Genomic DNA, 23607 nt, shown 5'->3' on the forward strand with positions numbered 1-23607 from the left:
TGGTGTACACTCCTATTTTGCCGGAAGCGTGCGCCGAGAACGCAGGCTTGACAGCCATTTAATGATGCGGCCTTTTAAGCGGCCCCAGAGAATGCTTAGACAGATTGTAATGACATACACTGCTGCGATTCTGATCAGATACGTCGTGGCGATGCCGGAAATCCCCAACTGCGCCATCACACCGTTAACAATAAATATAATGAGACAATGCATTAAAAATATGTCATAAGAAGCGGCGTTGACCGCGTTTAAAAGCGGATTGCCGATTTTTCGATGCGTATAAAACCGGGACAACAGCGTCCAAAAAAACAAGATGGCGGCGGAGCAGTATAGAAAATGCCAATCTTCCAGCCAAATGATGTTGCGCTCTTTTGAAAAAGCAAAGACACTGAAAACGGCTTCCAGCAGCGAAACAGCGGCAAATAGGGTGGCAATCAAAATAAAATGGCGTTTGAGAAATGATGTGACCTTTTCATAATAAAGGCCTGCATAGCAGCCGGAAAGCCAATAGAACACATACGTTGTGAGCACCCTGTCGGTATAGGGGAAATGCGTCTTCGGGCTGATTGCTGTGATAATATCCGGCAAATACTGCCCCAAAACAAGGGTTATCAAGACGGCGCAGCCGAGCGCTATACGCGGCGGAACTTTTAAAACGATCCATCGCCATAAGGGCGCCAGCGCATAAAACTGAACGAGGACAACAATAAAATAAAATGGACTTACAAGGGTGCCGCTTAGCAGAGAGAAGCCGAGGCTGCGCCATGAAAAGGCAAAATAGCCTTGATGAATAAAATACAGGTCATAAAGGACATTCCAAAGGATATATGGGACGACGATTTTAATAAAGCGAGACAGATAAAAGCGCTTATACCGGATTTCGCCGCGGCTGTTTAAAAACAGCTTCAGCCCGCTTAAAAAAAGAAAGCCTTGAACGACAAAGGCCGACAGCCGCCATGGAATGAGAACGGCTATGTACTGCCAGGAATCTTTATAAAGCGCCGTTACCGGAGCGGAGGACACGTGAATAAAGATCACCAAAAGGCAAAGCAGCACGTTGAGGGCCGACAGCTCCGGCTTATGATTTTGGGGTCGGTTCATTCGGATGCCTTTCATTAAAAAAACACGTCACCGAAGTGAAGGTGGCGCTTAAATCCGATGCATGGCCTCAAAGATGTCTTCCCGCTGAATACGGATGGAGAGATTCCTCTCATCGCCGCTTGTTTTAAGGGATTTGGACAGCTCGTCAAACGGGATGCGGCAGTCCGACGGGTCCACCAGCATGATCATTGTAAAATACTCCTGCAGGATCGTCTGACTAATGTCCAGAATGTTGACACCGAAGTCGGCAAGCAGTGTGCAGACGTTGGCAATGATGCCAACCTGATCTTTGCCGATAACCGTTACGATAGCGCGCATAAAAGTTCCTCCAAAAAATATTATGACCGGCCGACCGAGAAATCAAGCTCATCAAGCGTTAACTCAAAAGCGCGGATAAAGTGCGCCATAAAATAGTCAACCTCCGGCATGCCGAGCGATTTTAATTTTGACAATGTTTGGGCGGCAGCGGATTTAAATTCCATGTTGCCGGTTTTAAGCTCTTCAAGACATTTGATATAAGCTGCCAGCTTGTCCGCCGCTTTGATGAGCTCTGCCAAGCCGCCCTGTTCCGCCGTGCAGGACAACAGCGGCGCATACGCCCCGCGCAACGCGTCTGGCAGCGTCATCAGCAGCTTTTCAGACGCCAGCGCCTCGACCTGCTTGTATGCGGCGCGAATGTCTGGGTTGTGATATTTCACAGGCGTCGGCATGTCGCCGGTAAAAATTTCCGAGGCGTCGTGAAAAAGCGCAACGGCGGCGGCTTTGCCGGGATCGCAGTCGATGCCGTAAACATCACGGCGGATGACGGCCAGCGCGTGCGCGATAACGGCCGTCATATGTGAGTGCTCCTGGACGTTTTCGGGGCTGCTGTTACGCATGAGCGACCAGCGGCCGATGTTTTTTAAGCGGGAGATAAACGCATAAAAGCTGTAATCCATCAAAACACCTCAGCCATCTGTTGAGCGCCCTAAAAACCGACTGGCAGCGGCGCAACCGAAAAGCTCATTTTATGTCAATCCATCGTCCATGATAACATGCGATATGGCCTATGTAAATAAATTGCCGCGAAAAAGAAAGCTGCTGGCAGGATTTGCTGATATTATTTAAAGGTGTGACGATTGAATGGCGCAGGCGCATCTGCTATAGTGATATTATTCCTGATAATTTGACAACGATCAGAGGGATGGAAGATGCGAGGGAAGAGTAAGCCAATAAAATCGGTAGTTGTTATATCGACGCTTGTGCTGTGCCTGACGCTCCTGAGCGCCTGTTTCTCGATCAAACAGGTCTTTGCACCGGACGGTGCGGCAACGGTGACGGACGGTTTTTCGGAGCCGACGGATGCGCAGAAAAAAGCTTTTTTTGACGGCGTCGCGGCGGTACTATTAAAAACGGTACAGCACAGCAACACTATTTCACAGGCGATGGCGACGGACTATCTAAATTTACAGACCGATGATACCACCGCCGGTTATACCGCTGAAACCATCCGCCTGACGTCACCGCAGAATGCCTCATCCGATGTGACAATGACAACGGAATCGATACGCAATTCTGAAACAGGGGACGCTGCGTTGTTAACCGTAAACCAAAAAGGCGGCACGACACATAGGTCCAATTTATTCTTTATTTCAAACATGATGTACCTGCAGAAGGACGGCGGCCAGCCGATGATCCGCCACATGCTGGATACGCAGGTTGCAGCGTCGTTTAGAGAGCTCCCCGCGATGACCCGTTTTTTACGCATTTTGGACGATACGAATGCCCCAAAAATGACAGATGATGCTTGGAAGGCGGACATCAACGGCTATTGCAGCGCGGTCGATGATATTTCAAACGGGCCGGATATTATAACTTCAAGCGAAAATAACACATTTGCAGGCGTCAATGTCACTTGCGCGGCGAAGACGCTCACGCTCCGCGGTGAGAATGCGCTATCGGCCGCACGCAGCCTTTTGTCGCTTCTAGGGCAGGACGCGTCACTGAAGGCATCCTTCAACACCTATTTAATGACGGATGGCGGCCAGTACGGCGTGACCGGTTTTGACGGCATGATTCGTGACATCGACGCGTTAAAAACGGACGGGCGCAACAGCGCCGTGCTGACAATAAAGCTCGTGACCACCGATGGCCCGACAGGCCTTCACCTTCTGCTGAAAGTGGGGGAGAAAACGTTTTCACTTGATTTGTCCTTTTATGAAAAAGATGGGGTTCGGGCGGACAGCGTTTTGTTTGCCGGGTTTGATGGCAGTAGGGTATTCATGAAGGCTGAAAACGCTCAAGCCAACGGCGGGCAGACTCAAGGGTCTCTCATTTATGATGTATTAAGCCCGGGGGGGAAACCGCAGGAAAACCTTACTGTCACGACACTTGGATCAGCGCAGGATATGACGGCGCAGATTTCATATGTTCATGTCGCGACGGCGGATATCGGAGAAAAAAATATTAAAGGCCAGATGCGCACACAACGGACGGAGAACGGCGATACAACGCAGATGATTTCAAACGGCTCATTTCAGGTGAGGGATGAGCACGGTTCGAGAACAGTCATTCTGGATAAAACGCGTACACAGACGGACAAAGCGCCGCCCATCACGGCACCGGCGTTTACGGTCGGTTCCGACATCAGCACGTCAGGGCAGGCGGGCCTTGACAAGGCACTCGGTGACTTTGACGGGCCGTCATACGCCTTGGCGCCGCCAACAACACGATGGCAGGCCGTATACATGCTGCTTATGAACTAAACATGCAAACAATAAAATGAGCGCATTGGCTAGAGCCGATGCGTTCATTTTTTTTGGACTCACGATTTGCAGGAATCCGACATGGTCATCGATGTAAAATAAGCTAAGGCAGATTGTCAGCAGTCGCGCAACGGCAAAAATGCACATAAAATGCATGAGCGGATGTAAAAGTGCTGCAGGTCAGTAAAGCGGGATAATTTTGCGGTATGGAGATACACTAAATTTGCGCAATTCATCCTTGGGGGGAGGTATCGCAGTGACTCGGGAAGAATGGTTAAACGACAAGCATTTTGATGAGCTGAGCCGAGAGATGAATGGAGAAACCGGAAAATTCAATTATCAGGTGCTCGATGACCGAGGCGGTTTTTTATCTGTGAAGGAGCTGAGCGCCGAGCAGATGATAAATGAAAAAATGGGTTCACATGAGCTCCAGGCAAACTGAACCGTTTCCGGAATAACAAGGCCGTTTCCGTTTCAGGATGCGGTCTTGTTATTAACGATGGGAATATTGAAACAGGCTAAGCCTTCCTTTCTCCAAAGGAGCAAAAGTCGGTATTGCCGAAAAGCCTGTATCTTCTGAAGAATTCGTTTTGGCACAGGACAAGCCCGCACTGAAACGCATTTTGAACACCGTATTTGCAGTCACGGCAGTAGACGATTTCCGGCGTCCTGCTGTTCCAGGCGTCAATTGCCTCCCGCTCGGTCGCGTGCCATTTTTCAGCAAATTGAACGGGGCATTTGTAATTGGTATCGATCACGCGGTATGCGCCGGAGAAGTTTAGGATTTTTGCATCAGCCCCGCAGAACGGGCAGGGCAGGAGTTTCTTGTCCATGACGGCCTCCTTTCGATCGGCAATATTATGTAACCCTGATGCATCGCATATTCATTCATTCTTGTATATGCACAGGGGGATGCAATTGCTACGATAACGGCCGCAAAAAAGGCATGACGTGTTGCCCCGTCATGCCTTTTTTAGATCCTGTGTTTATTTTATTAAACTCAGATTTAAATCAACGCCAATAATAAAGCAGACGGCACCGCTCGCGTCGTAGCAGGGCATGGAGAGGGTGACGCATCTGTTTTTTGTAATGCCTGATATGTAAATCGATGAAATGAAGTTTTCGCCTTTTAAAGCAGCCTGGAACCAGTCACGCATGGCGGCGTTGGCGATTCCCGCCGCCGGAATAGAACAGATAAACCGGCCGTTCGGCTCGTTTGTCCATGCCGCTTCGACAAGGTCATGCCGATTTTTAAAAGCGCCGAGCAGCTTCGCGTGCGTCTCTGGGTCTTTCTGAACGATGTCAGGCGCTGAGCAGAGTTCGCTTTTCATAAGAGGGAAAAAGCGGCGGCAAAGGTCCGATGTCTTCTCGTCAAGCGCTTCGGTGGCTTCACTGCCGGCACTGCCGGACGCAGCCAGAAGTTCGCCGGAAGCGCTGTTTAGTTTGGAGCCCATATCTGAAATGTTTTCGATGCCCTTTTTTTGATTCAGCGCGGCGTTGTAGACGCTCTCAACGTGGCTGCCGGTTTCGCCGATGAGGACTTCAACCTCGTCAATCTGCTGGCTGATCTCCTCGGCGAGCCGTGCCTCGTCGTCGGACAGGGTGCTGACCTGGCGAACCATATCGGCAACGCTCGTAAAAGAGGCGTTGATGTTTTTAAGGTTTTTTTCAACGTTTCTGGACCGGAGCACACCCTCGTCCACACGGTCGTTATTTTCCTTGACGACGGCACTGACGTCGGTTACCTCATTTTGCATGGTATGAATCAGCTTGCTGATGTCTTTGATTGACAAATCTGTCGTCTCAGCCAGCATTTGAAATTCCTTTGCCACAACGGCAAAGCCGCTGCCGTTCCGGCCGGCACGCGCCGCTTCGACTGACGCATTCAAGGAGATCAGGTGCATTTGCCGCGAAATATCATTGATTTTCCCAATAATGGCCAGCACCTCACCGGCGGCTGCTGTCAGCCTGTCCATACTGGCACTGGCGCGCCCGCTCGTGACCTTGATTTCGTTGATCGTATCAACAATGCCGAGAATTTCGGAGATGCTGCTTTGAACCGTGTCAAACGAGGCGCTGCTCGTTTCATTCAGCCGGGCGGCCGTATCGCGCATCTCGTCTGAAAAGGTGATAAGGCCCTTGACCTGCCGAATGGTCTCACCAATATGTAAATTGACGTCTGACGTGAGGCTGGCCATGACACGCGTCTGATCGAACAAGTCGCTGGAATAGGCATTATTTTCATCAATTGTGATGCCGATTTCCTGCGATACGGAAGAAATTCGGCTGGACGCGACACCAAGCTCCCGCGCGAGGTGCGTCACCTTGTTTTGAAGGCGGCGCGTTTCAGCGGCGGCGCGCAGAGCACTTATCACTGTCAAAACACTTATAACGGCAGCAAAAGTGATGGCGGCTGGTGATTTGGGAATGGGCGTGAAAAAGAAAATGCCAATAAAAACGGCGATGATAGACAGCTGCAGCAATGTCAACAAGTTCTTCACATAAAACCCTCCGAGCATTCAAAAAAGAGGCTGATGCCGCAATTCTTGTTGCGACGATCAGCCTCTTTGCTGTTCTCATATCATATCATTTTTTGTTGAAAAATCAATGTTTTGCGTATTATTTACTGATTACACAAGAATTGGTTTTCTAATGGCTTACAGAGGAATTGAAAAGCTTTATCGTCGCATATTGTAAAATAATGATAATTACGATAGAATTATACAGACAATTGATGAAGGGTGCGATGATATTGAAGAGAATCCTTTTTCTTTTGGCGGCGGTTTTTGTTCTGCTGGCTGGCTGCGCGCCGCAATCAGAAGCCAATGTCGCAATTTCACCTTCCAAGCAGACATCGGCAACGACGAGTACGCCGTCATATAAAGAATACCCGGACACGCCTGAGGAAGTTTGGGGTAAGCTGGAGCAACATGAAGGTGGCAGGGTTTGGGGAACGCTGACACCCGCGCAACAAGCGCTGGTCAATTATCCGAAGTTTGATAAAAACAAGGTCTATTGGACAAAAAGCGGCAAATCCTATCATGCCATTGACTGGTGCTATACCCTTGAAACGTCGCATAACATCATGAGCGGGACGTTAGAGCAGGCGAAAGCGGCGGGTAAGACAGACCCGTGCAGCAAATGTGTCGGTCAATGACGAAAACTGTATAAAACAAGCAAAACCCCTCCAAATCGGAGGGGTTTTTAATATGGAGACTAATGGGCTCGAACCCAATAAAAGTATAGCAATTGCAATGCATTAGTGGTATAATGACAAAATAATGACAAGGAGGCGGGTTAATGCTAAAACGTATAGGATGGTTTTTGTTTATGCTCCTGACCGCTGGTAAAAGTCCATATCGCACACAGGAGGCGTTTGACTACCTCCGAGACCCAAGTTATTACGAGGCTAAAAAGAGTGCTTATTGGGATAGGCGGCCTAAATAACAAAACGTAGTTAACACTATTTGTCCATGTTGCGTAGTTGACACTACGACGGACGGAATATATGATTATATAGGGTTACCGTATGCCGGAGGATAAGGCGAAACGTAATAAACGCATATCAGCGTGGCAAAAAGGCGACAAAGACCGGATTGTATTGCTATTAGATAAAGACAAGGGCGCAAAGCTCCGGGCAGAAGCGGCCAAAGCTGGCATGACTATAACCGCATATATAATTGACAGGATAAAACCGTTGGATTGATTTCTGACGGTTTTATTACTTATAGTATAGTATCTATTGCAAATCAGCCCTAAATGTGGTATAATTAGTGATGGGATATAGCATATATACAGCGTAACAAACAGGCGAGAAGGTATACAGACTGTAATCAGGGGGTGTTAATACGTCAAAACCAATATTATATACACCCGATCGGTTCGAAGCCAAGATGGACGCATTTATCCAACACTGCATTACAACAGGCGAGATACCAACAGACTTTGCGCTGATGACTTATACTGGATTATCTCCTAGGACATTAGACCGATATTACTCTGGCTCTAATGATGATGATACAGACGATACACCGGGTAACACAATAGACAACGTATCAGACAGCAATGTAAACAACAAGGGTAAAGGTTCTACCGGTAAATCAGGTAAGGGCAAAACAAACCGAAACTTAAAAGATGAAAATGGAAGACTTAATTATAAAGGTTACGGCGCAGCGATAAAAAAATTAGTCCAATACCGCCAGCATTACATCAGTACCACAGCTTTGACCAATCCTAAAGCTATTGGACATCTTAATTTTCTCGTTAAACAAGGCCGTTGGGGCGCGTGGGTATCCGAAGAAAAAGTTAATCATGGCGGTGAGTTGACCGTTAAATTGGACAGCAAATCAGGCGACGCGTTTGGATGATATGCATTGTGATAATGACCAATATTGGCACAATTGATGATGAATAATATTCAAACACGATAAAAGCGTTGCAAATGCAGGGATGTGGCTCTTTAAACATTCAATATAACTTTTATTTTGTTGAATGTCGGCAGGGTTTATGCAGTGTTTGCCAGTAATTGATGAATGGATATGCAATAATCGGATGTGCTGTGTTATTAGGCCAATTAGCAACCCGCAAAGTGACACTGGGGGTATTTTGGCAGACTATTGCTCCGAGGATAATGTTGTTGGGCGGGGGTGCGGAAAAACAGGCGGCATCTTCACGGGTACCCCTAGGTTATATCACACACACACTTAAAACCTCTCAAAATTATTTACTATGCACAAAATCCCTCTTATCCAGACAGGGGTCAATATCAACACAATGCACAAAACGGAGGTCTAAAATGGGTAAATGCAAGAAATCGAGGAAGTAGATGAACAGACTTGATTCATTTTTTGAAGGCAAAATACCTGTTTCAATTGCTGACATCATCAAGCGAGGGAACAACGTTGAGATCAAGGAAACGAAGAATGAGGTTTTAATCCTTGAGGTCAGTAAAAAGATTGTTCAGAGAATTTCAAAATAAGCGCTGGTAGAAATGGCTATCGGTAGGGCTAAAAGGAGTCAACATTCGTGTTGGCTTCTTTTTTGGTGATATATGAAACGACGTGGAAGACCTGAAGGAAAATTTACACTCGATCTTGGCGAGGCGAATCCCAAACAGGATTTATTCTACAAGAGCCGAACGCTTTATACGGCTTATGGTGGGGCGAAGGGTGGCGGAAAAACACACGCCGTCAGAACAAAAGCCGTCGGTGGTGCTATAAGATGGCCCGGAATAAGAATTCTAATTATGCGAAGAGCTTATCCTGAATTACAGCAGAACCACATAGAGCCGATTACAAAACTCGTTCCGACGGAGATCGCTTCGTATAGCGACGCCGCTTTTAAAGCTAAATACAAGCATCACAAAACTAACGTGCGCCGTGGACACGTTTCAAAAGAACCTAGACGAGCTGATTGAGAAAAATTCAGACAGTCATACCCGGCTCTGGACACACAACTGCAAACAGGACGAAACACTCAACGACCACGAAACGCGAATCTGCGTGATTGAGAAATCGAGAGAGTGACACCATTTTGTTGAGGTCAACAAAATGATAGCGGCAGGGGAATCCTCTGCCGCTTATTTGTTGTTGCTTACGCGTTACTAACAAATCCTATAATAAGGAAAAAACAAAAATCCCCGCGACCGTTGCAATCACGAGGATTTTTAGTATGGAGACTAATGGGATCGAACCATCGACCTCCTGCGTGTGAAGCAGGCGCTCTAACCAGCTGAGCTAAGCCTCCAGATATCTGCTTTAAATAGCAATTAGTTATTAGAAGAAGCAAATCTGATTTACCACCAACTAATAACTAATCTCTACTAAAGAAGTGACCCGTACGAGAATCGAACTCGTGTTACCGCCGTGAAAGGGCGGTGTCTTAACCGCTTGACCAACGGGCCTTGTGATGATGACATTTCCAGAAGGACAATAATGTTTTTTATGGGGACGGAGTGACTCCGTCCCCGTTTGGTAGCGGCAACTGGATTTGAACCAGTGACACCACGGGTATGAACCGAGTGCTCTAGCCAACTGAGCTATGCCGCCATGTCTTTCGGATAGGCAACGGTAATTATACTTGATGTTTTCCCCCTTGTCAACTGTGTTTTTGATTGTATAAAGATCGTTTTTAGTGTATAGTATTAAGAAGTTTACGCGCGTTTAATCGCATGACAAGCCGGAGGTGCTTATGAACATCATTGTATTATGCGGCGGGCTTTCCGCCGAACGGGACGTATCGATCACCAGCGGAACACTGGCAGCGGCAGCGCTGCGGCGGCTGGGGCACAAGGCCGTTCTCGTCGATCTGTTTTTCGGTTACCCGCAGCATTATGACGACCCAAGTGAGATATTTAATGCCGTCTTTGACGACGGAATTGCCGCTGTTTCCGATACAGCCCCCGACCTCGAAGCCGTTTGGGCAAGCCGCAGGCTGGAGAGCAGCAGCCGCATGGGTGATAATATCATTGAAGTGTGCCATGCGGCCGACATCGTGTTTATGGCACTGCACGGGGAAGACGGTGAGGACGGAAAAATCCAAGCGACCTTTGATATGGCGGGCATCAAATACACGGGGACCGGCCATCTCGGCAGCGCACTGACGATGAACAAGGCCATCGCCAAGCAGCTCTTTTTGCAAAACCGCGTTTTAACGCCTGGTGGCATCACGGTCCATAAAAATGATGCTGTCTACCAAAACGTCGGCTTCCCATGCGTCGTTAAGCCGCGTTCCGGCGGCAGCTCCATCGGGACATCGGTCGTCACGTCTTTGGAGGAGTATTTGCCGGCGCTGCAGCTGGCGTTTTCATTTGAGGACAACGTCATCGTTGAGCAGTACATAAAAGGCCGCGAATGCGACGTCGGCGTCATCGCCGGGAAAGCGCTGCCGGTTATTGAAATTTGCCCGAAATCCGGCTTTTATGACTACAAAAACAAATATCAAAGCGGTATGACGGACGAATACTGCCCAGCCGACCTGCCGCCCGAGGTGACGGAAAAGCTCCAACGCGCGGCCGAGCGCGTTTTTGAGGTGCTGATGTTTGAGGTCTACGGCAGGATGGACTTTATCGTCGATGAAAACGGCGACGTCTGGTGCTTGGAGGGGAACACTTTGCCGGGCCTTACGCCGACGAGCCTTTTGCCGCAGGAGGCGCAGGCTGCCGGGATGTCTTACGACACGCTGTGCGAGACAATTTTAGCCGAATCCTTCAAAAAATACGAGGTGTAGCGCTCTATGGCTATGAAACCGCTGACGCTTGACATCATTTCGGCCGTCACCGGCGGCGTCTATATCGGCGAGGAAATTCTGCGGAAAACGACGATCACAGGCGCTGTGCGTGATAACCGGGAAGTCTTTGAGGGCTGCTTGTTTATTTGCATTCAAGGTGCGCGCGTCGATGGGCATGACTTTGCTAATAAGGCATATGAGGCCGGTGCCGCCTGCTGTTTGGCTGAGCACGAGCTCCAAGACCCAGAGGGCCCTTATATTCTTGTTGCCTCAACGCTACAGGCCTTAAAAGACCTCGGGGCATATTACAGGGGCCTTTTTAACATCCCAATTATCGGCGTGACCGGCAGCGTCGGCAAGACGACGGCCAAGGAGATGACGGCGGCCGTCCTGTCACAAAAATTCAATGTTTTAAAAACACCGGAGAACCTCAATAACGAGATCGGCGTCCCGCTGACGCTGTTGTCGCTGCAAGAAGCGCATGAAGCAGCTGTTATTGAAATGGGCATCAGTGATTTTGGCGAGATGAGCCGACTGGCGCAGATGGTGCAGCCCGATATTTGCCTCATGACGACGATTGGTTACTGCCATCTCGACACGCTGGGGGACTTAAACGGCGTCTTAAAAGCGAAGAGCGAGGTTTTTAATTTCATGCAGCCGGGCGGCCTTGCCGTTGTCAACGGGGATGACGCGCTTTTATGCGGCTTTGACCCGGGTGTTCGAAAAATCACATTCGGTTTTGGCCGGGACAACGACGTCCGGGCCCTGAATGTCAAAACGTTGGGAATGACGGGTGTGACTTGCGACATTGAAGACGCGCAAGGCGTCATCAGCGTTTTGATTCCGGCTTTTGGGCGGCATATGGTGCTGGGCGCGCTGCCCGCGGCGGCCATCGGGCGCTATCTGGGTCTGACGGACGAAGAGATCCGGCTGGGGCTTCTCAATTTTGCGCCTGTCGGCGCTAGGGCCAATATTTTCGATACGGGCTATATCACCCTGATTGACGACTGTTACAACGCCAACCCGAATTCGGTGACGGCGTCGATTCTCTCTCTGTGCACGCTGGAGGGGCGCAAGGTCGCTATTCTTGGCGACATGATGGAGCTGGGGCATGATACGGATACGCTGCACCGTGAAATCGGCGAGCTGGCGGCGAGGAGCGGGGTGGATTGCCTCATCTGCTGCGGTGCGCGCGCGGAATTTATTTTCAAAGGGCTCATTTCAACCGGGCTTGAGACGGAGGCATGGCACTTCCCGCTCAAGGACGCGTTGTTTTCCGCATTACCGTCTCTCATTAAAAAAGACGATACCGTTCTCGTCAAAGCGTCACACGGGATGCACTTCGAGGAGATCACGGAAGAGCTTAAAAAGCTAAAATGAATATAGATTCAACAAATAGATAATGGACCGAGCATAAAAAATATTGTCGATATGGTTTGTCAAAATTAGTTCGTCTTACTTGCGTATAAATGCTGGAATATAAGGATAAATACAAATTGAATTTTCAATCAAAATATTTTGATTAAGGATAAAATATGGTCATAAAACACGCTGTACAAGAGGCGGAGCGCGGCAGAACGGTAAATTCGATTCTGCGTCATGCGCTCTGCCTTTCCGCTGGGTTGATACGCCGCCTCAAGCAAGCAGACGCCATCTGCGTTGACGGTCAGGTGGTATGGACAGACCATATTGCCCAGCCCGGTGATCTTTTGGAGCTGGACATATCGGCGGTGGAGCCGCCGTGTGACGTCGTACCGGAAATAGGCGACCTCCGAATTCTCTATGAGGACGCAGGGCTTCTTGCCGCCTGCAAACTGCCCGGCGTTTTAACACATCCCTCCCGCGCCCGATACACGGGGACGCTGGCAAATCATGTTGCCGGATATCTCGAGCAGACGACGGGTGACGGGCGGTGCCACGCCGTCAACCGGCTTGACAGGGATACCTCCGGCGTCGTGCTCTTTGCCAAGAACAGCTATATGAAGGCGAGAGCGTCAGAGGCGCTCGGCGCGCCGGAGGCTGTAAAAACGTATCTGGCGCTCGTTTGCGGCATGATGGCAGAGCCGTCCGGGACGATTGACCTGCCGATTCGGCGGTTCTGTGAAGGCGACATGCGCCGAGTGACGGCACCCGACGGGCAGCGTGCCGTGACGCACTATGAGACGGTTAAAACGAAGGCGACCGGCGACGCGGGTGTTTCACTGCTGCGCCTGCGCCTTGAGACGGGGCGGACGCATCAAATCCGCGTCCATTGCCTCGCAATTGGCCATCCGGTGCTGGGCGACCGCCTCTATTTCGCGGAAGCATCAAAAAACGTGTCCGAGCAGCTGGGCATCGAGACGCAAGCCCTGCATGCGCACCGGCTAACGTTTACGGAGCCTCTCTCGGGCAAGGCTGTTGACCTCACAGCACCGCTTCCAAGCATTTTTGCAACAATTTTTCCCGATGAAAATATATATTGAATAATAGTTCAAAATAATAACAAACAGTTGCAAAATCAGAAAAAATAGAGCATGTTAGCGCATGCACATAACAGAAAAAGGAAAATACCACGAAAAACAACTTGCAAAAAGTTTGAAAAAACAGCTCAAAATCCGTTAAAAATACTAACGTACGTTAAAATAAAAGTGGTTTTTGAATTGTTGTGCAGAATGCATTAATCTAATAGGCGTCGAATGAGCAAAATCACGTTGTGCGCTCGTCACATATTCCCATACCGTTGAGATGCAAACCTCGGTATTGACAGACCCCGCGGGGGATTGTATAATGCAAAAGCACTGTCTCGTCCGGTATGACAATAGGCTGCTATAGCTCAGGCGGCAGAGCGCATCCTTGGTAAGGATGAGGTCGGCAGTTCGAATCTGCCTAGCAGCTCCATACAAAGACTCTGTAGTAAAAATGCTACAGAGTCTTTTTATTTGTTTTGAGATCAATGGGATGCCCTACATTGTGGCTACCGGATTAAGTTGAATACTGTGGCGAGAAATGCTATAATATGGGTGTAGTGTTATTTTAATGTTGTTGCTTAAATTCTTATTATGGGATGCATTTATGAAAAAGAAAGTTGCTGTTATTGCATTGATTTGCGTCGTCTTCGTCTTGCTGGCAATTCTAGCAGGATATATGATACTTACTAGAGGCGGCAGTTATGTTAAATCAAAGTCGGATTATTCGTCAGACAATACAATATATTTTCTGCAGAATGACCCGCAGTGGGCTGACGAACAGCTTGGAAATTCGTCCTTTATGATGGCCGGTTCCGGGTGCCTGACGACTTGTATCGCGACGGAACTTCTGATGCAGCATATACAGGTGCCTGAAATGCAAAATGTGACAGAAAGTGATAGTGGTACTGCAATCACGCCGGGAAGCTTGAACGAATTCTTTTCAAAACAGGGTGTGTATGATTCGGAAGGAAATATACAATGGACTGAGTTGGAGAAGGCGCTTAGTGTGCAGGTTGTTAAATTGAAGTCAGACGGACTGACTCATTACAAACTCGACACACTCCTGTCAGAGGGTGTTTTCCCAATTGCATATGTTCGCGTAAATGGCAATGGAAATTACCATTTTGTTCTGATCATTGGAAGCAAGGATGGTGAATACTTTTGCATGGACCCGTTGAACGAGAATAAAGACGCGGTGCCACTTTCACGATTTGGTGACAAAATATACTCAATAAGATATATTACCGAAAAGACAACCTAATATTGAAATCCTCGGTAACAAAACGCTGTTGTTGTAAAAACAACGGCGTTTTGTTTTGCGGTGTTTTATAATAAAGCCAAGATCACAGCAAAGCAGACAGCGGCGCGTGGAAGGACTGGTTTTATGGACACAATAATTCAGGATAAGAAAGAGCTGCGCGGGGAGGTTTTACGCCACAGGACAGCCCTGCCGGAGAGCAAAATCATTGCCGACAGCGCCGTGATCATCGATAAGATACAAGCGCTTGACGCTTATAAAACCAGCGGTACCGTGATGTGCTTTATCGACTTTAAAAAAGAGGTCATGACAAAAGGCTTTCTGCGGGACACCTTAGCGCTTGGCAAGCGTGTGCTCGTGCCGATTATTATGACAGAGCCTGACGGCAGCCGGACGATGCGGGCGTCACAGCTGCTCGATCTTGATACCGACCTTGAAAGCGGCACCATGGGCATTTTAGAGCCGAAGCCATCGTGTAGGCGGTTTGTTGACCCGGTGGAAATTGACCTCTTCGTCGTCCCGGGGCTGGCGTTCGACGTTCAGAAAAACAGGCTCGGCTACGGCGCGGGATTCCACGACGTGATGCTGCGCAAGCTGCGTAGCGATTGCGTGACAGCCGCCGCTTGCTTTGATTTTCAGGTTTTTAACGCGATTCCCGTGAAGGATTACGACGTCCCCGTGCAGATGATTCTGACGGAGAAAAGAACGATTTGCTAAAGGAGGAACTGTATCATGACACAGAATATTTTAAAGAATATCGAGACAGGAAAGGTGCTCGAGCTCGGCGCGCTGGTGCCGTATCAGCCGGGGCAGGTCGTCAGTCGGACGCTGGTGCAAAACGGCGCTGTTGGCATCACACTGTTTGCCTTTGATGAAAACGAGGAGATCAGCGCGCACAAGTCGGACGGGGACGCCGTCGTCACGATTTTAGAGGGCGCGGCCAAGATCACGATTGGCGAAACAGCACACACCGTCAAACAGGGTGAGACCATCGTAATGCCCGCGGGCGTGCCACACGCCGTTGCCGCCGACGGCCGGTTTAAGATGGCGCTTATCGTCATCTTCCCGCAGGCGGGCCAATAGGCGGGGAGCTTTAACAAAAAGGCAGCGGTGCAGGGCAAAATGCCCTGCGCCGCTTTTTTAAGTGCCTTATATACATTGGAGAAGACAGGAATCAAATTTTGTTTTGCCGGGATTTATTCTGCAATGATTTTTTCAAAGGTGACACTTTGCAGGTCTTTGATGAAACGCTCCTGAATGGTGCCGAGCGCACGGTGAACCTCGCAAATGTCGCTGTGGGCAGCCGTGCAGAGCGCGGGATCATACAGGCATTTGTTGAGGTTAATCGGCCCGTCTATAGCCGTGATGACGTCAAAAAGCGAGATCTCGGCCGGTGGCTTTGCCAGAATGTAACCGCCGCCGACGCCCCGGCAGGAACGCAGAATCCCGGCAACCGTCAGCTTGCGGAGGAGCTTGAGCAGAAAACGCAGCGGAATGCAGGCGCTTTCAGACATGACTCTGGCCTCGATCTTTTCGCCGGGGGAGAGCTTTGAGAAAAAAAGGACAACCCGCAGGGCATAATCGCCTTCTTGTGTGATTTTCATGTTATGTTCTGCACCTCAAAAGTATACTCAAAGCGTGTATTTTAAAAATACTACACCGTAGTCAATTTGTCAATATGATTGTTCAGCAGCAACGCCGTCATCCAATTTGCTGCGCTTTGATCAGGTTTGTCGTCCCGCTGATGCCGATGGGAACACCAGCCGTTAAGACGACGATATCACCCTGTTGAACGATTTTTGTTTCAAGCGCCGCGCGGATGCCTTCTTCGAAAAGCTCATCCGTTGAGCGAAGGCTTTTGCCGCGAATGGGCGTGACGCCCCAGGAGACATTGAGCTGGCGCTGGACACGGCTGTTCTCCGCGAGCGCCACGATGGGACAATGCGGTCGGAAACGCGAGATCATCCGGGCTGTATGGCCGGAGGTTGTGACTGTAATAATGGCTTTGGCGGCGAGATCCATCGCCGTTGTACAGCAAGCGTTACTGATGGCGTCACTAATCGTCATATTTTTCTCAAAGCTCTGCTCGCGGAAGCGCTTCCAGTAATCGATGGCGTGTTCCGCTTCGCGGAGCGTTTTATCCATCGTCTCAACGCTTTCAAGCGGGTATTTGCCGGCGGCCGTCTCGCCGGAGAGCATGACGCAGGTGGCCCCGTCAAACACGGCGTTGGCCACGTCACTCACTTCCGCGCGTGTCGGCCGCGGGTTGCGGATCATCGAGTCAAGCATTTGTGTGGCGATGATAACCGGCTTGCCGGTGTGTTTTGTCTCTTTAATGATCTTTTTTTGGATGATCGGCACTTCCCAGGCCGGGATTTCAACACCGAGGTCACCTCGGGCAACCATAACGGCATCGGAGGTCTCGACGATCTCTTTGATGTTTGTAATGCCTTCTCGGTTTTCAATTTTTGAGATGACGCGGATGGTCTCGCCGCCGTACCTTTTCAACACGTCCCGAACGGCTATGACGTCCGCACGGCTGCGCACAAACGATACGGCAATAAAGTCCATCTCGTTTTCAACGGCGAAACGGATATCGCGCTCGTCCTGCTCGGACAGGCCGGGGAATTGGATACGCACATCGGGGATGTTCATGCTTTTATGGTCGGATAAAACGCCGCCGTTTATAACGACGCAGCGGATATCGTGGCCGGTGACCGCTTCGACCTGAAACTCCAATAGGCCGTCATCCAATAAAATACGGTCACCGGGCTTGAGCTCGTTATGAAGATTTCGGTATGTGGTCGAAACGCGGGTTTCGTCACCGATGATGTCGTCTGTTGTAATTGTAAAATGAGCGCCGGAAGCGAGCTGAATACGACCGCCGGAGAATTTTTGAATGCGGATTTCAGGCCCTTTTGTATCAAGTATTGAGGCCACGGGTAGGCCGAGGGCGTCTCTGGCAGCCTTGAATTGATCAAGGATGGCGCGGTGCTCTGCGTGCGTCCCGTGTGAAAAATTCAGACGGACGGCGTTGACGCCTGCTTGCAGCAGCTTTGAAATTTTATCAACGTCGTTAACGGCGGGGCCAAGCGTACAAATCATTTTTGTTTTTCTCATAATTCCCTCCCAATGGCATCGCACAGGTTCCTGCGTTCTATTTTACCATTATTCTGCCGGAATAGGACGAGAATACGAAATAAAATTTACATCTATAAACCGCAAACCAAGACGGCTTGCGGTTTAGCATATCCGGGGCGCGTTGTAGATCGGGCTTAAAGCGAACTCCTACCGGCAGAGACCGCGCGATGAAATCGATTCAAGGCGCACATCCTCCGCCGCCAGAAAGCGGAATTGGCTTTGCCCGTCAAAACAGGCGGAGACCTTTTTGGTGAACTGACTGTTACCGACGAGGTCTTCAATCACAAAGCTGGCCTCGTTCTTTTTCAGAATCTCAAAAGTCGTCATCAGGCCGATGCCGCTGCCGCCCTCCTCGGCGTGCGTCGTCGTCTTATGAATGCCGGCTTCAGCAACCGTTTCCGGGGTGAAGGGATCGCCGCTGTCAAACACGTCGATGGCATAGATATTCTCCGCGATACCGATATGAACCATAACATTTTTATTGGCGCTTGTTTTGACGGCGATGATGGCGTTTTCGATGAGGTCAGCCAGGAGGGTGTTCACGTCCTGCTCCGAGGCGAGATTGTCAATCAAATATTTGACGCTGCCGGTAACCGTTACGTCAAAGGTAACGCCCTGCTCCTGCGCACGGTGAGCCATACTGGCAAGCAACGCATCGACTGACGGTATTTCAGTCGACGGGAGCTTTTTGCTGGGCTGAAAGCTGGTGAGAATGCCGCGGCGCTCCTGCGAGGCTGCCTCAACCTGTGCCAGTAGTGATTTGGCTTTGGATAGGCGCACGGCGGGGTCTGTTTTCGTCTCGGCTGTCAGCAGATACTGGCGGACGGCATAATCGAGCGCGGGGATGAGCTTGTTATCCTTATGAATGATTTTTGCCTGCGCGTCATTCTGCTGGCGCAGCAGCTCTATTTCCTGATTTTTCGCGTCGGAAGCCTGCTGCAGCTCTGCAATTTCCTGCGCTTTGAGCTTATCACGATATTTTCTGGTAATGCTGGCGCGCCACCAGAAGAAAATGAAGAACGCGCATATCAGCACAAAAAGCAAGGGTATGATGTAAACAAGCTCTACATCCTTGTTTAAACCTAATATAGATGCTGAAAACAAAAGCGTTGTGCTGATATAGACGCCGAAATCATTTGAGCTTTTTTCGATTAAATAGGGCATGCCGTTTTTAAGGCGTTTTGATTTCAGCAGTAATACAACGAGTAAAAATTCAATGAGAGAAACAAAAAGAACAATGAGCCATGTGGGCGGAAGCTGAAAATGCAGCACTTGAACATGCAATTGAAAATAAGCACCAAGTATAAACGAAGCAACAATAAACGCCCATAAATTGCAAGTGCAAATTGAACACCCCGAGGCAAAATCGTTCCCATCAATTAACCTTGGACACAGATGGTGCCGCAGGCGCTGTCTGTGCCAAGGTTGTCGCAGCCGTCAGGCTGCGTATTCGGAATCAAGAAAGGCTTCAAATAGTTCCTCTGGCGTGTGGTATCCGAGCTTCTTCCGGGGTCGCCCATTTAACTCATCAGCAGCGGACAGGATGTCCTCGTCTGTATACTGCTCAATAGATGTTCCCTTTGGAACGAAGGTCCGGAACAGTCCATTATGCCTTTCGTTCTGAGGACGTTCCCAAGAGCTGTATGGGTGGGCAAAGTAGATCTGGGAACCCCAAGCCTCGACTTCTGCAAAGTCGGCGAACTCGCTGCCGTTGTCTACGGTAATCGTCTTAAAAATCTGTGAAAAACGTTCCCCGTACTCAGCGCGTAGGCTTTTCATGGCAGACATCACCGCATCACTGGTCTTTCCGGGAATACGAATGGCGATGTAGTGCTCGGTCTTCTTCTCCAGCAGAGAGAGTACAACTGCCTCTTTCCCAGCTCGTTTTCCAACCACGGTGTCGCCCTCCCAGTGGCCGCCTTCTATACGAAGGGAAGCGATCTCAGGACGGGCGGAAATGCTTGTGCCGTAGTGCTTTTTGTTTTCCCTGCCCCTGGCCTTTCGGGTGCTGCGTTTTAAGGCTTCCGGCAGTTCGGTCGGCGTGATGGGAAGCAAGCCTGCCCAGACCATGTTGTACAGAGTGCGGGTACAAACCATCTGATCTTCACTGTACAAACGCTGTCGCTTCGCATATCCGCAGCAGGAATCCAGCGACCACTTGTGTTCCCGGATCTGCTTGACTACCCAGTCAATGAAAGTCTTGCAGGAGCCTGCTTTGAGGGGCTTGACACAAGCCCTTCGATTAGCCTTGTAGATGGCCTCGCCGAGTTTCGGAGAATAGCCAGGTGCTTGGCCCCTGTTGCTCTTCCGTGTCGGTGTACCTCGCCTTAACTCGTATGAGATGGTGGACGGTGAACAGCCAATGTTTCGGGCGATGCCGCGTACGCCAAGTCCCTGCTTCAAGAGGGCTTTGACAGCACCACGATCTTCCAAGCTCAAGTGTTGCCCTTTCTTGCGTTCTGCGCTGACTGTGATAGAATCATTGTTATCCATAGTGATTGTATCCTTTCGGTGGCAGATGTTGTGTAGGAACTACATTTTACCACGAAGAATAATCACTATGGATTTTTCTGTTCAAGTGTTCAATTTCATTTTACAATCAACCAACAATAAACGCCACATAGGTCATTCCAAAAGCGATAATTGACGTTGTCACAGCGCGGTTAAAGGGTATACGCATTATTTTGACAAAAAAGATAATAGCAAAGACAACCATCAATACAATGCTGAGCGGTTTTAAATAAAGCCTTAGAAGATAGACGATTGGCAACGAGATACATAAATATATTAAAAACTGGAGACAACTTTTTTTAGTGCTTCTGATGTTAAGCAGTTTTAACGATGTATAGAAGCTCAAAGAAATGAGAGCAGAATATTTAATTAATACTTCCGCCATCCCATTTTTCACCCGCTTTCAAGAATATTTCAATCTTTCACGCGGTCTATTTTAAACGAAAACAGTTTTTAAGCGGTGCTGTTTATGCACCGCTTTCTTTGTTTACGCAGTGACCCGTGAGGCAATCGGCTCGTTTTGATCTGTTTGCCCGGTGCGAAGCCGGAATTGATGTAACTGGTCAAAGCAGACAGACACCTTCTTGGTGAACTGGGCGTTATCGGCAAGGTTTTCAATCACAAAGCTGGCCTCGTACTTCGTTAGAATCTCAAAAGTCGTCATCAGGCCGATGCCGCTGCCGCCCTCATCGGCGTGCGTTGTCGATCGTCTTTTGCCGATGTTTTGAAGCGTCTCGCTGGTGAAGGGGATGCCGCTGTCAAAAACATCGATGGACTAATGGCCGTCTGCTATGCCGATATGGACCATGAGGTTTTTCGCCGGGCAGCGCTTCATGGCGATGGCGGCGTTTTCAATGAGGTCGGCCAGCAATGTATTCACATCCTGCTCTGAGGCCACTTTTTCGATGAGATATTTAACGCTGCCGGTAACCGACACGTCAAACACAACGCCCTGTTCTTTTGCTTTCTGAAACATATACAAGAGCAGCGAATCAACGGACGGCACGCTTGTTTCGGGCAGCTTTTTACTGCCGGTTTCGTAATCGGTGAGAATGCCGCGGCGCTCTTGCGAGGCCGCCTCAACCTGCGCCAGCAGCGATTTGGCTTTGGATAGGCGCACAGCGGGGTCTGTTTCCGTCTCGGCTGTCAGCAGATACTGGCGGACGGCATAATCGAGCGCGGGGATGAGCTTGTTATCCTTGTGAATGATTTTTGACAACGCATTGACCTGCTGGCGCAGCTGCTCGTTTTCCTGGTTTTTTGCGTCGGAAACCTCCTGCAACGCTGCAATTTCCTGCGCTTTGACCTTTTCGAGATATTTCTTTGTTATTCGGCTGCGCCACCAAAATATAATGAAAAGACTGCTTGTCAGAGCAAAAAACAATGGAATTATGTAAACTAAATTTTCGCCTTTGTTTATTCCTAATAAAGAGACGGTGAACAGCAATATGTAACTGATATAGACCCCAATATCGCTTGAACTATATTCAATTAATACAGGAAGACCGTTATTAAGTCGTTTTGATTTTAATGATAATACAATGATTAATAATTCAATGACCGATAAAATAAGATAAGAAAGCCACGTAGGCGGGAGCTGAAAATGCAGCACTTTGAAATGAAGATATAAATAAATACTAAAAATAAACGAAGCAATTGCAAATGCCATATAAGAAATTCCATAAGCAATAACTGATGTTGACACGGCCAAATTGAATGGCACACGAATTATTTTTATTAAAAAGATAACGGAAAATGCAACCATTATTATGATACTCAGCGCTGTTAAATAAAGCCGTAGAACATAGACGACTGGCAAAGCCAAAAATAGATAAATTAAAAACTGGATATAAATCTTTTTGGTGCTCCTCATGTTAAGGAGTTTTAACGATGTATAGAAGCTGAGTGAAATGAGAGTAGAATATTTTATTAAAATATCTGCCATAATTCGCACCTCTCAATAAATTATCGTTTGATAATGGAACTCGCAATTTGTCCTTATTTTGTGAGAAATCGGAATTGACATAACTGATCAAAGCAAACAGATACCTTCTTGGTGTATTGGCTGTTACCGTTAAGGTCTTCAATCACAAAGCTTGCCTGATACTTTTTCAGGATTTCGAACGTCGTCACCAGGCCGATACCGCTGCCGCCTTCATCGGCGTGCGTTGTTGTTTGCTGATAACCGATTCCGGAAAGCGTCTCGGCTGCAAAAGGCATACCACTATCAAATATATCAATCGAAAAGTGGCCGTTTGAGATGCCCATATGAACCATAACATTTTTGGTTGTGCAGCGTCTTGCTGCGACGACGGCGTTTTCAATTAAATCGGACAGCAAGGTGTTAAAGTCATGCTCCGCTGCCTGTTGCTGAATCAAAAAGTGAATGTTGCCCGACACAGATACGTCTAACGTGACACCCTGCTCTTTTGCTTTTTGATACATATATGAAAGCAGCGAATCGACGGATGGCACGTTCGTCGATGGGAGCTTTTTATTGCCGGTTTCGAAATCCGTGAGAATGCCTTGGCGCTCTTGCGAGGCTGCCTCGACCTGCGCCAGCAGCGATTTGGCTTTGGAAAGGCGCACGGCGTAGTCTGTTTCCGTCTCGGCTGTCAGCAGGTATTGGCGCACGGCGTAATCCAGCGCGGGAATGAGCTTGTTATCCTTGTGAATGATTTTTGACAGATCGCCGTTTTGCTGACGCAACTGCTCATTTTCCTGATTTTTCGCGTTTAATGCCTGCTGCAGTTCTTCAAGCTCCTGCGCTTTGACCTTTTCGAGATATTTTTTGGTAATGGTGCCACGCCACCAAAATATTATGATGAACCCGATGAGAAAAGCAAAAAATAAAGGAATCGCGAAATACAGATTCGGTTCTTTGCTGATGGCGAAAAAAGAAATTGCCAGTAATAATGAGATTCCCAAAAAAGTGACCATGTCACCGGCGCCGCGCTCCTGCAGAAAAGGCATGCCTTTGCGCAGACGTTTAATGCGGAAAAGACCGATCAGGAAAAGCAGTTGAAAGAACCCAAGTAAAAAGACAGAAATAGAATCGGGCAGAAAATTGAAATCGAATAAATGAGCGAACAGTGCCATACATAAAGCTATCAAATATGCGGCGACAATAAATGATAAATACGCTATACCATAGGAAATGATGGATGACACTATAGAT

At 48.8% G+C, this 23607-nt stretch carries 25 protein-coding genes and 4 tRNA genes; 14 read left to right on the forward strand and 15 right to left on the reverse strand.

The features are described 5' to 3' along the window. Positions 1 to 12: 12 nt before the first annotated feature. Genes IZU99_02755 through yfbR form a run of 3 tightly spaced genes read right to left on the reverse strand, consistent with a single transcriptional unit; the run spans position 13 to position 2039 of the window. Entirely contained in the window at positions 13 to 1101 is a 1089-nt protein-coding gene (locus IZU99_02755; protein UOO38195.1) for an acyltransferase, read from the reverse strand. A gap of 48 nt (positions 1102 to 1149) precedes the next feature. Further along, positions 1150 to 1419 carry an ACT domain-containing protein gene (locus IZU99_02760; protein UOO38196.1) on the reverse strand — a complete coding sequence of 90 codons (270 nt, stop codon included), beginning with the start codon at positions 1417 to 1419 and terminating at the stop codon, positions 1150 to 1152. Positions 1420 to 1439: 20 nt separating this feature from the next. Further along, complete coding sequence (gene yfbR / locus IZU99_02765; protein UOO38197.1) at positions 1440 to 2039, reverse strand: 5'-deoxynucleotidase; 600 nt, start codon at positions 2037 to 2039, stop codon at positions 1440 to 1442. Between the two features lie 252 nt (positions 2040 to 2291). Between yfbR and IZU99_02770 the strand changes: the two genes are divergently transcribed. Both IZU99_02770 and IZU99_02775 read left to right on the forward strand, forming a co-directional pair. Next, positions 2292 to 3845, forward strand: a complete 1554-nt coding sequence (locus IZU99_02770; protein ID UOO38198.1) for a hypothetical protein — start codon at positions 2292 to 2294, stop codon at positions 3843 to 3845. A gap of 256 nt (positions 3846 to 4101) precedes the next feature. Then, complete coding sequence (locus IZU99_02775; GenBank protein UOO38199.1) at positions 4102 to 4287, forward strand: hypothetical protein; 186 nt, start codon at positions 4102 to 4104, stop codon at positions 4285 to 4287. 76 nt (positions 4288 to 4363) lie between these two features. Here the strand turns inward: IZU99_02775 and IZU99_02780 are convergent, their stop codons facing one another. Beyond that, positions 4364 to 4678, reverse strand: a complete 315-nt coding sequence (locus IZU99_02780) for a Lar family restriction alleviation protein (protein ID UOO38200.1) — start codon at positions 4676 to 4678, stop codon at positions 4364 to 4366. 153 nt (positions 4679 to 4831) lie between these two features. After that, positions 4832 to 6346, reverse strand: a complete 1515-nt coding sequence (locus IZU99_02785; GenBank protein UOO38201.1) for a chemotaxis protein — start codon at positions 6344 to 6346, stop codon at positions 4832 to 4834. 251 nt (positions 6347 to 6597) lie between these two features. Here IZU99_02785 and IZU99_02790 point away from each other — a divergent pair, with 251 nt between their 5' ends. The 5 genes from IZU99_02790 (at position 6598) to IZU99_02810 (ending at position 9261) form a co-directional block, all read left to right on the forward strand. After that, entirely contained in the window at positions 6598 to 7002 is a 405-nt protein-coding gene (locus tag IZU99_02790) for a hypothetical protein (protein UOO38202.1), read from the forward strand. A 372-nt stretch (positions 7003 to 7374) separates the two neighbouring features. Beyond that, positions 7375 to 7551, forward strand: a complete 177-nt coding sequence (locus IZU99_02795) for a hypothetical protein (GenBank protein UOO38203.1) — start codon at positions 7375 to 7377, stop codon at positions 7549 to 7551. 187 nt (positions 7552 to 7738) lie between these two features. Further along, positions 7739 to 8212: a hypothetical protein gene (locus IZU99_02800; protein ID UOO38204.1), complete on the forward strand. Its 474-nt coding sequence runs from the start codon at positions 7739 to 7741 to the stop codon at positions 8210 to 8212. Positions 8213 to 8670: 458 nt separating this feature from the next. After that, a complete protein-coding gene (locus IZU99_02805) occupies positions 8671 to 8823 on the forward strand; it encodes a hypothetical protein (protein ID UOO38205.1) in 153 nt (50 codons plus the stop codon). A gap of 72 nt (positions 8824 to 8895) precedes the next feature. Beyond that, the gene (locus tag IZU99_02810; GenBank protein ID UOO38206.1) at positions 8896 to 9261 is read left to right on the forward strand and encodes a hypothetical protein; all 366 of its coding nucleotides are present in this window, start codon (positions 8896 to 8898) and stop codon (positions 9259 to 9261) included. 255 nt (positions 9262 to 9516) lie between these two features. On the opposite strand, the gene IZU99_02815 is transcribed toward IZU99_02810, so the two are convergent. The 3 genes from IZU99_02815 to IZU99_02825 form a co-directional block, all read right to left on the reverse strand. Further along, positions 9517 to 9590: transfer RNA gene (locus IZU99_02815), tRNA-Val, on the reverse strand. Between the two features lie 85 nt (positions 9591 to 9675). After that, positions 9676 to 9747, reverse strand: a tRNA-Glu gene (locus IZU99_02820). 68 nt (positions 9748 to 9815) lie between these two features. Further along, positions 9816 to 9892, reverse strand: a tRNA-Met gene (locus IZU99_02825). A gap of 142 nt (positions 9893 to 10034) precedes the next feature. Here IZU99_02825 and IZU99_02830 point away from each other — a divergent pair. From IZU99_02830 to IZU99_02860, 7 genes are all read left to right on the forward strand, one after another. After that, entirely contained in the window at positions 10035 to 11072 is a 1038-nt protein-coding gene (locus IZU99_02830; protein ID UOO38207.1) for a D-alanine--D-alanine ligase, read from the forward strand. 6 nt (positions 11073 to 11078) lie between these two features. Beyond that, the gene (locus tag IZU99_02835; protein ID UOO38208.1) at positions 11079 to 12452 is read left to right on the forward strand and encodes a UDP-N-acetylmuramoyl-tripeptide--D-alanyl-D-alanine ligase; all 1374 of its coding nucleotides are present in this window, start codon (positions 11079 to 11081) and stop codon (positions 12450 to 12452) included. A gap of 155 nt (positions 12453 to 12607) precedes the next feature. Beyond that, positions 12608 to 13534, forward strand: coding sequence for an RluA family pseudouridine synthase (locus IZU99_02840; GenBank protein ID UOO38209.1), 927 nt, complete (start codon positions 12608 to 12610; stop codon positions 13532 to 13534). Between the two features lie 339 nt (positions 13535 to 13873). Beyond that, positions 13874 to 13949 (forward strand) — tRNA-Thr (locus tag IZU99_02845). A gap of 174 nt (positions 13950 to 14123) precedes the next feature. Continuing rightward, positions 14124 to 14780 carry a hypothetical protein gene (locus tag IZU99_02850; GenBank protein ID UOO38210.1) on the forward strand — a complete coding sequence of 219 codons (657 nt, stop codon included), beginning with the start codon at positions 14124 to 14126 and terminating at the stop codon, positions 14778 to 14780. Positions 14781 to 14903: 123 nt separating this feature from the next. Then, the gene (locus tag IZU99_02855; GenBank protein ID UOO38211.1) at positions 14904 to 15494 is read left to right on the forward strand and encodes a 5-formyltetrahydrofolate cyclo-ligase; all 591 of its coding nucleotides are present in this window, start codon (positions 14904 to 14906) and stop codon (positions 15492 to 15494) included. A gap of 15 nt (positions 15495 to 15509) precedes the next feature. Beyond that, positions 15510 to 15860 (forward strand): cupin domain-containing protein, encoded by a 351-nt coding sequence (locus IZU99_02860; protein UOO38212.1) that lies wholly within the window; start codon positions 15510 to 15512, stop codon positions 15858 to 15860. 113 nt (positions 15861 to 15973) lie between these two features. Here IZU99_02860 and IZU99_02865 read toward each other — a convergent pair whose 3' ends face one another. The 7 genes from IZU99_02865 to IZU99_02895 form a co-directional block, all read right to left on the reverse strand. After that, a complete protein-coding gene (locus IZU99_02865; protein UOO38213.1) occupies positions 15974 to 16381 on the reverse strand; it encodes an Rrf2 family transcriptional regulator in 408 nt (135 codons plus the stop codon). Between the two features lie 97 nt (positions 16382 to 16478). Next, a complete protein-coding gene (gene pyk, locus IZU99_02870; GenBank protein UOO38214.1) occupies positions 16479 to 17897 on the reverse strand; it encodes a pyruvate kinase in 1419 nt (472 codons plus the stop codon). Between the two features lie 168 nt (positions 17898 to 18065). Further along, positions 18066 to 19190: a hypothetical protein gene (locus IZU99_02875; protein UOO38215.1), complete on the reverse strand. Its 1125-nt coding sequence runs from the start codon at positions 19188 to 19190 to the stop codon at positions 18066 to 18068. Between the two features lie 165 nt (positions 19191 to 19355). Then, positions 19356 to 20411 carry an IS30 family transposase gene (locus tag IZU99_02880; protein ID UOO38216.1) on the reverse strand — a complete coding sequence of 352 codons (1056 nt, stop codon included), beginning with the start codon at positions 20409 to 20411 and terminating at the stop codon, positions 19356 to 19358. A 505-nt stretch (positions 20412 to 20916) separates the two neighbouring features. After that, entirely contained in the window at positions 20917 to 21093 is a 177-nt protein-coding gene (locus IZU99_02885; GenBank protein UOO38217.1) for a hypothetical protein, read from the reverse strand. A gap of 111 nt (positions 21094 to 21204) precedes the next feature. Next, positions 21205 to 21711, reverse strand: a complete 507-nt coding sequence (locus IZU99_02890) for a hypothetical protein (protein UOO38218.1) — start codon at positions 21709 to 21711, stop codon at positions 21205 to 21207. Between the two features lie 716 nt (positions 21712 to 22427). Then, complete coding sequence (locus tag IZU99_02895; protein ID UOO38219.1) at positions 22428 to 23528, reverse strand: sensor histidine kinase; 1101 nt, start codon at positions 23526 to 23528, stop codon at positions 22428 to 22430. Between the last annotated feature and the right edge of the window lie 79 nt (positions 23529 to 23607).

It is taken from the genome of Oscillospiraceae bacterium CM (genome assembly GCA_022870705.1).
In the GTDB taxonomy this organism is placed as follows: domain Bacteria; phylum Bacillota; class Clostridia; order Oscillospirales; family Oscillospiraceae; genus Sporobacter.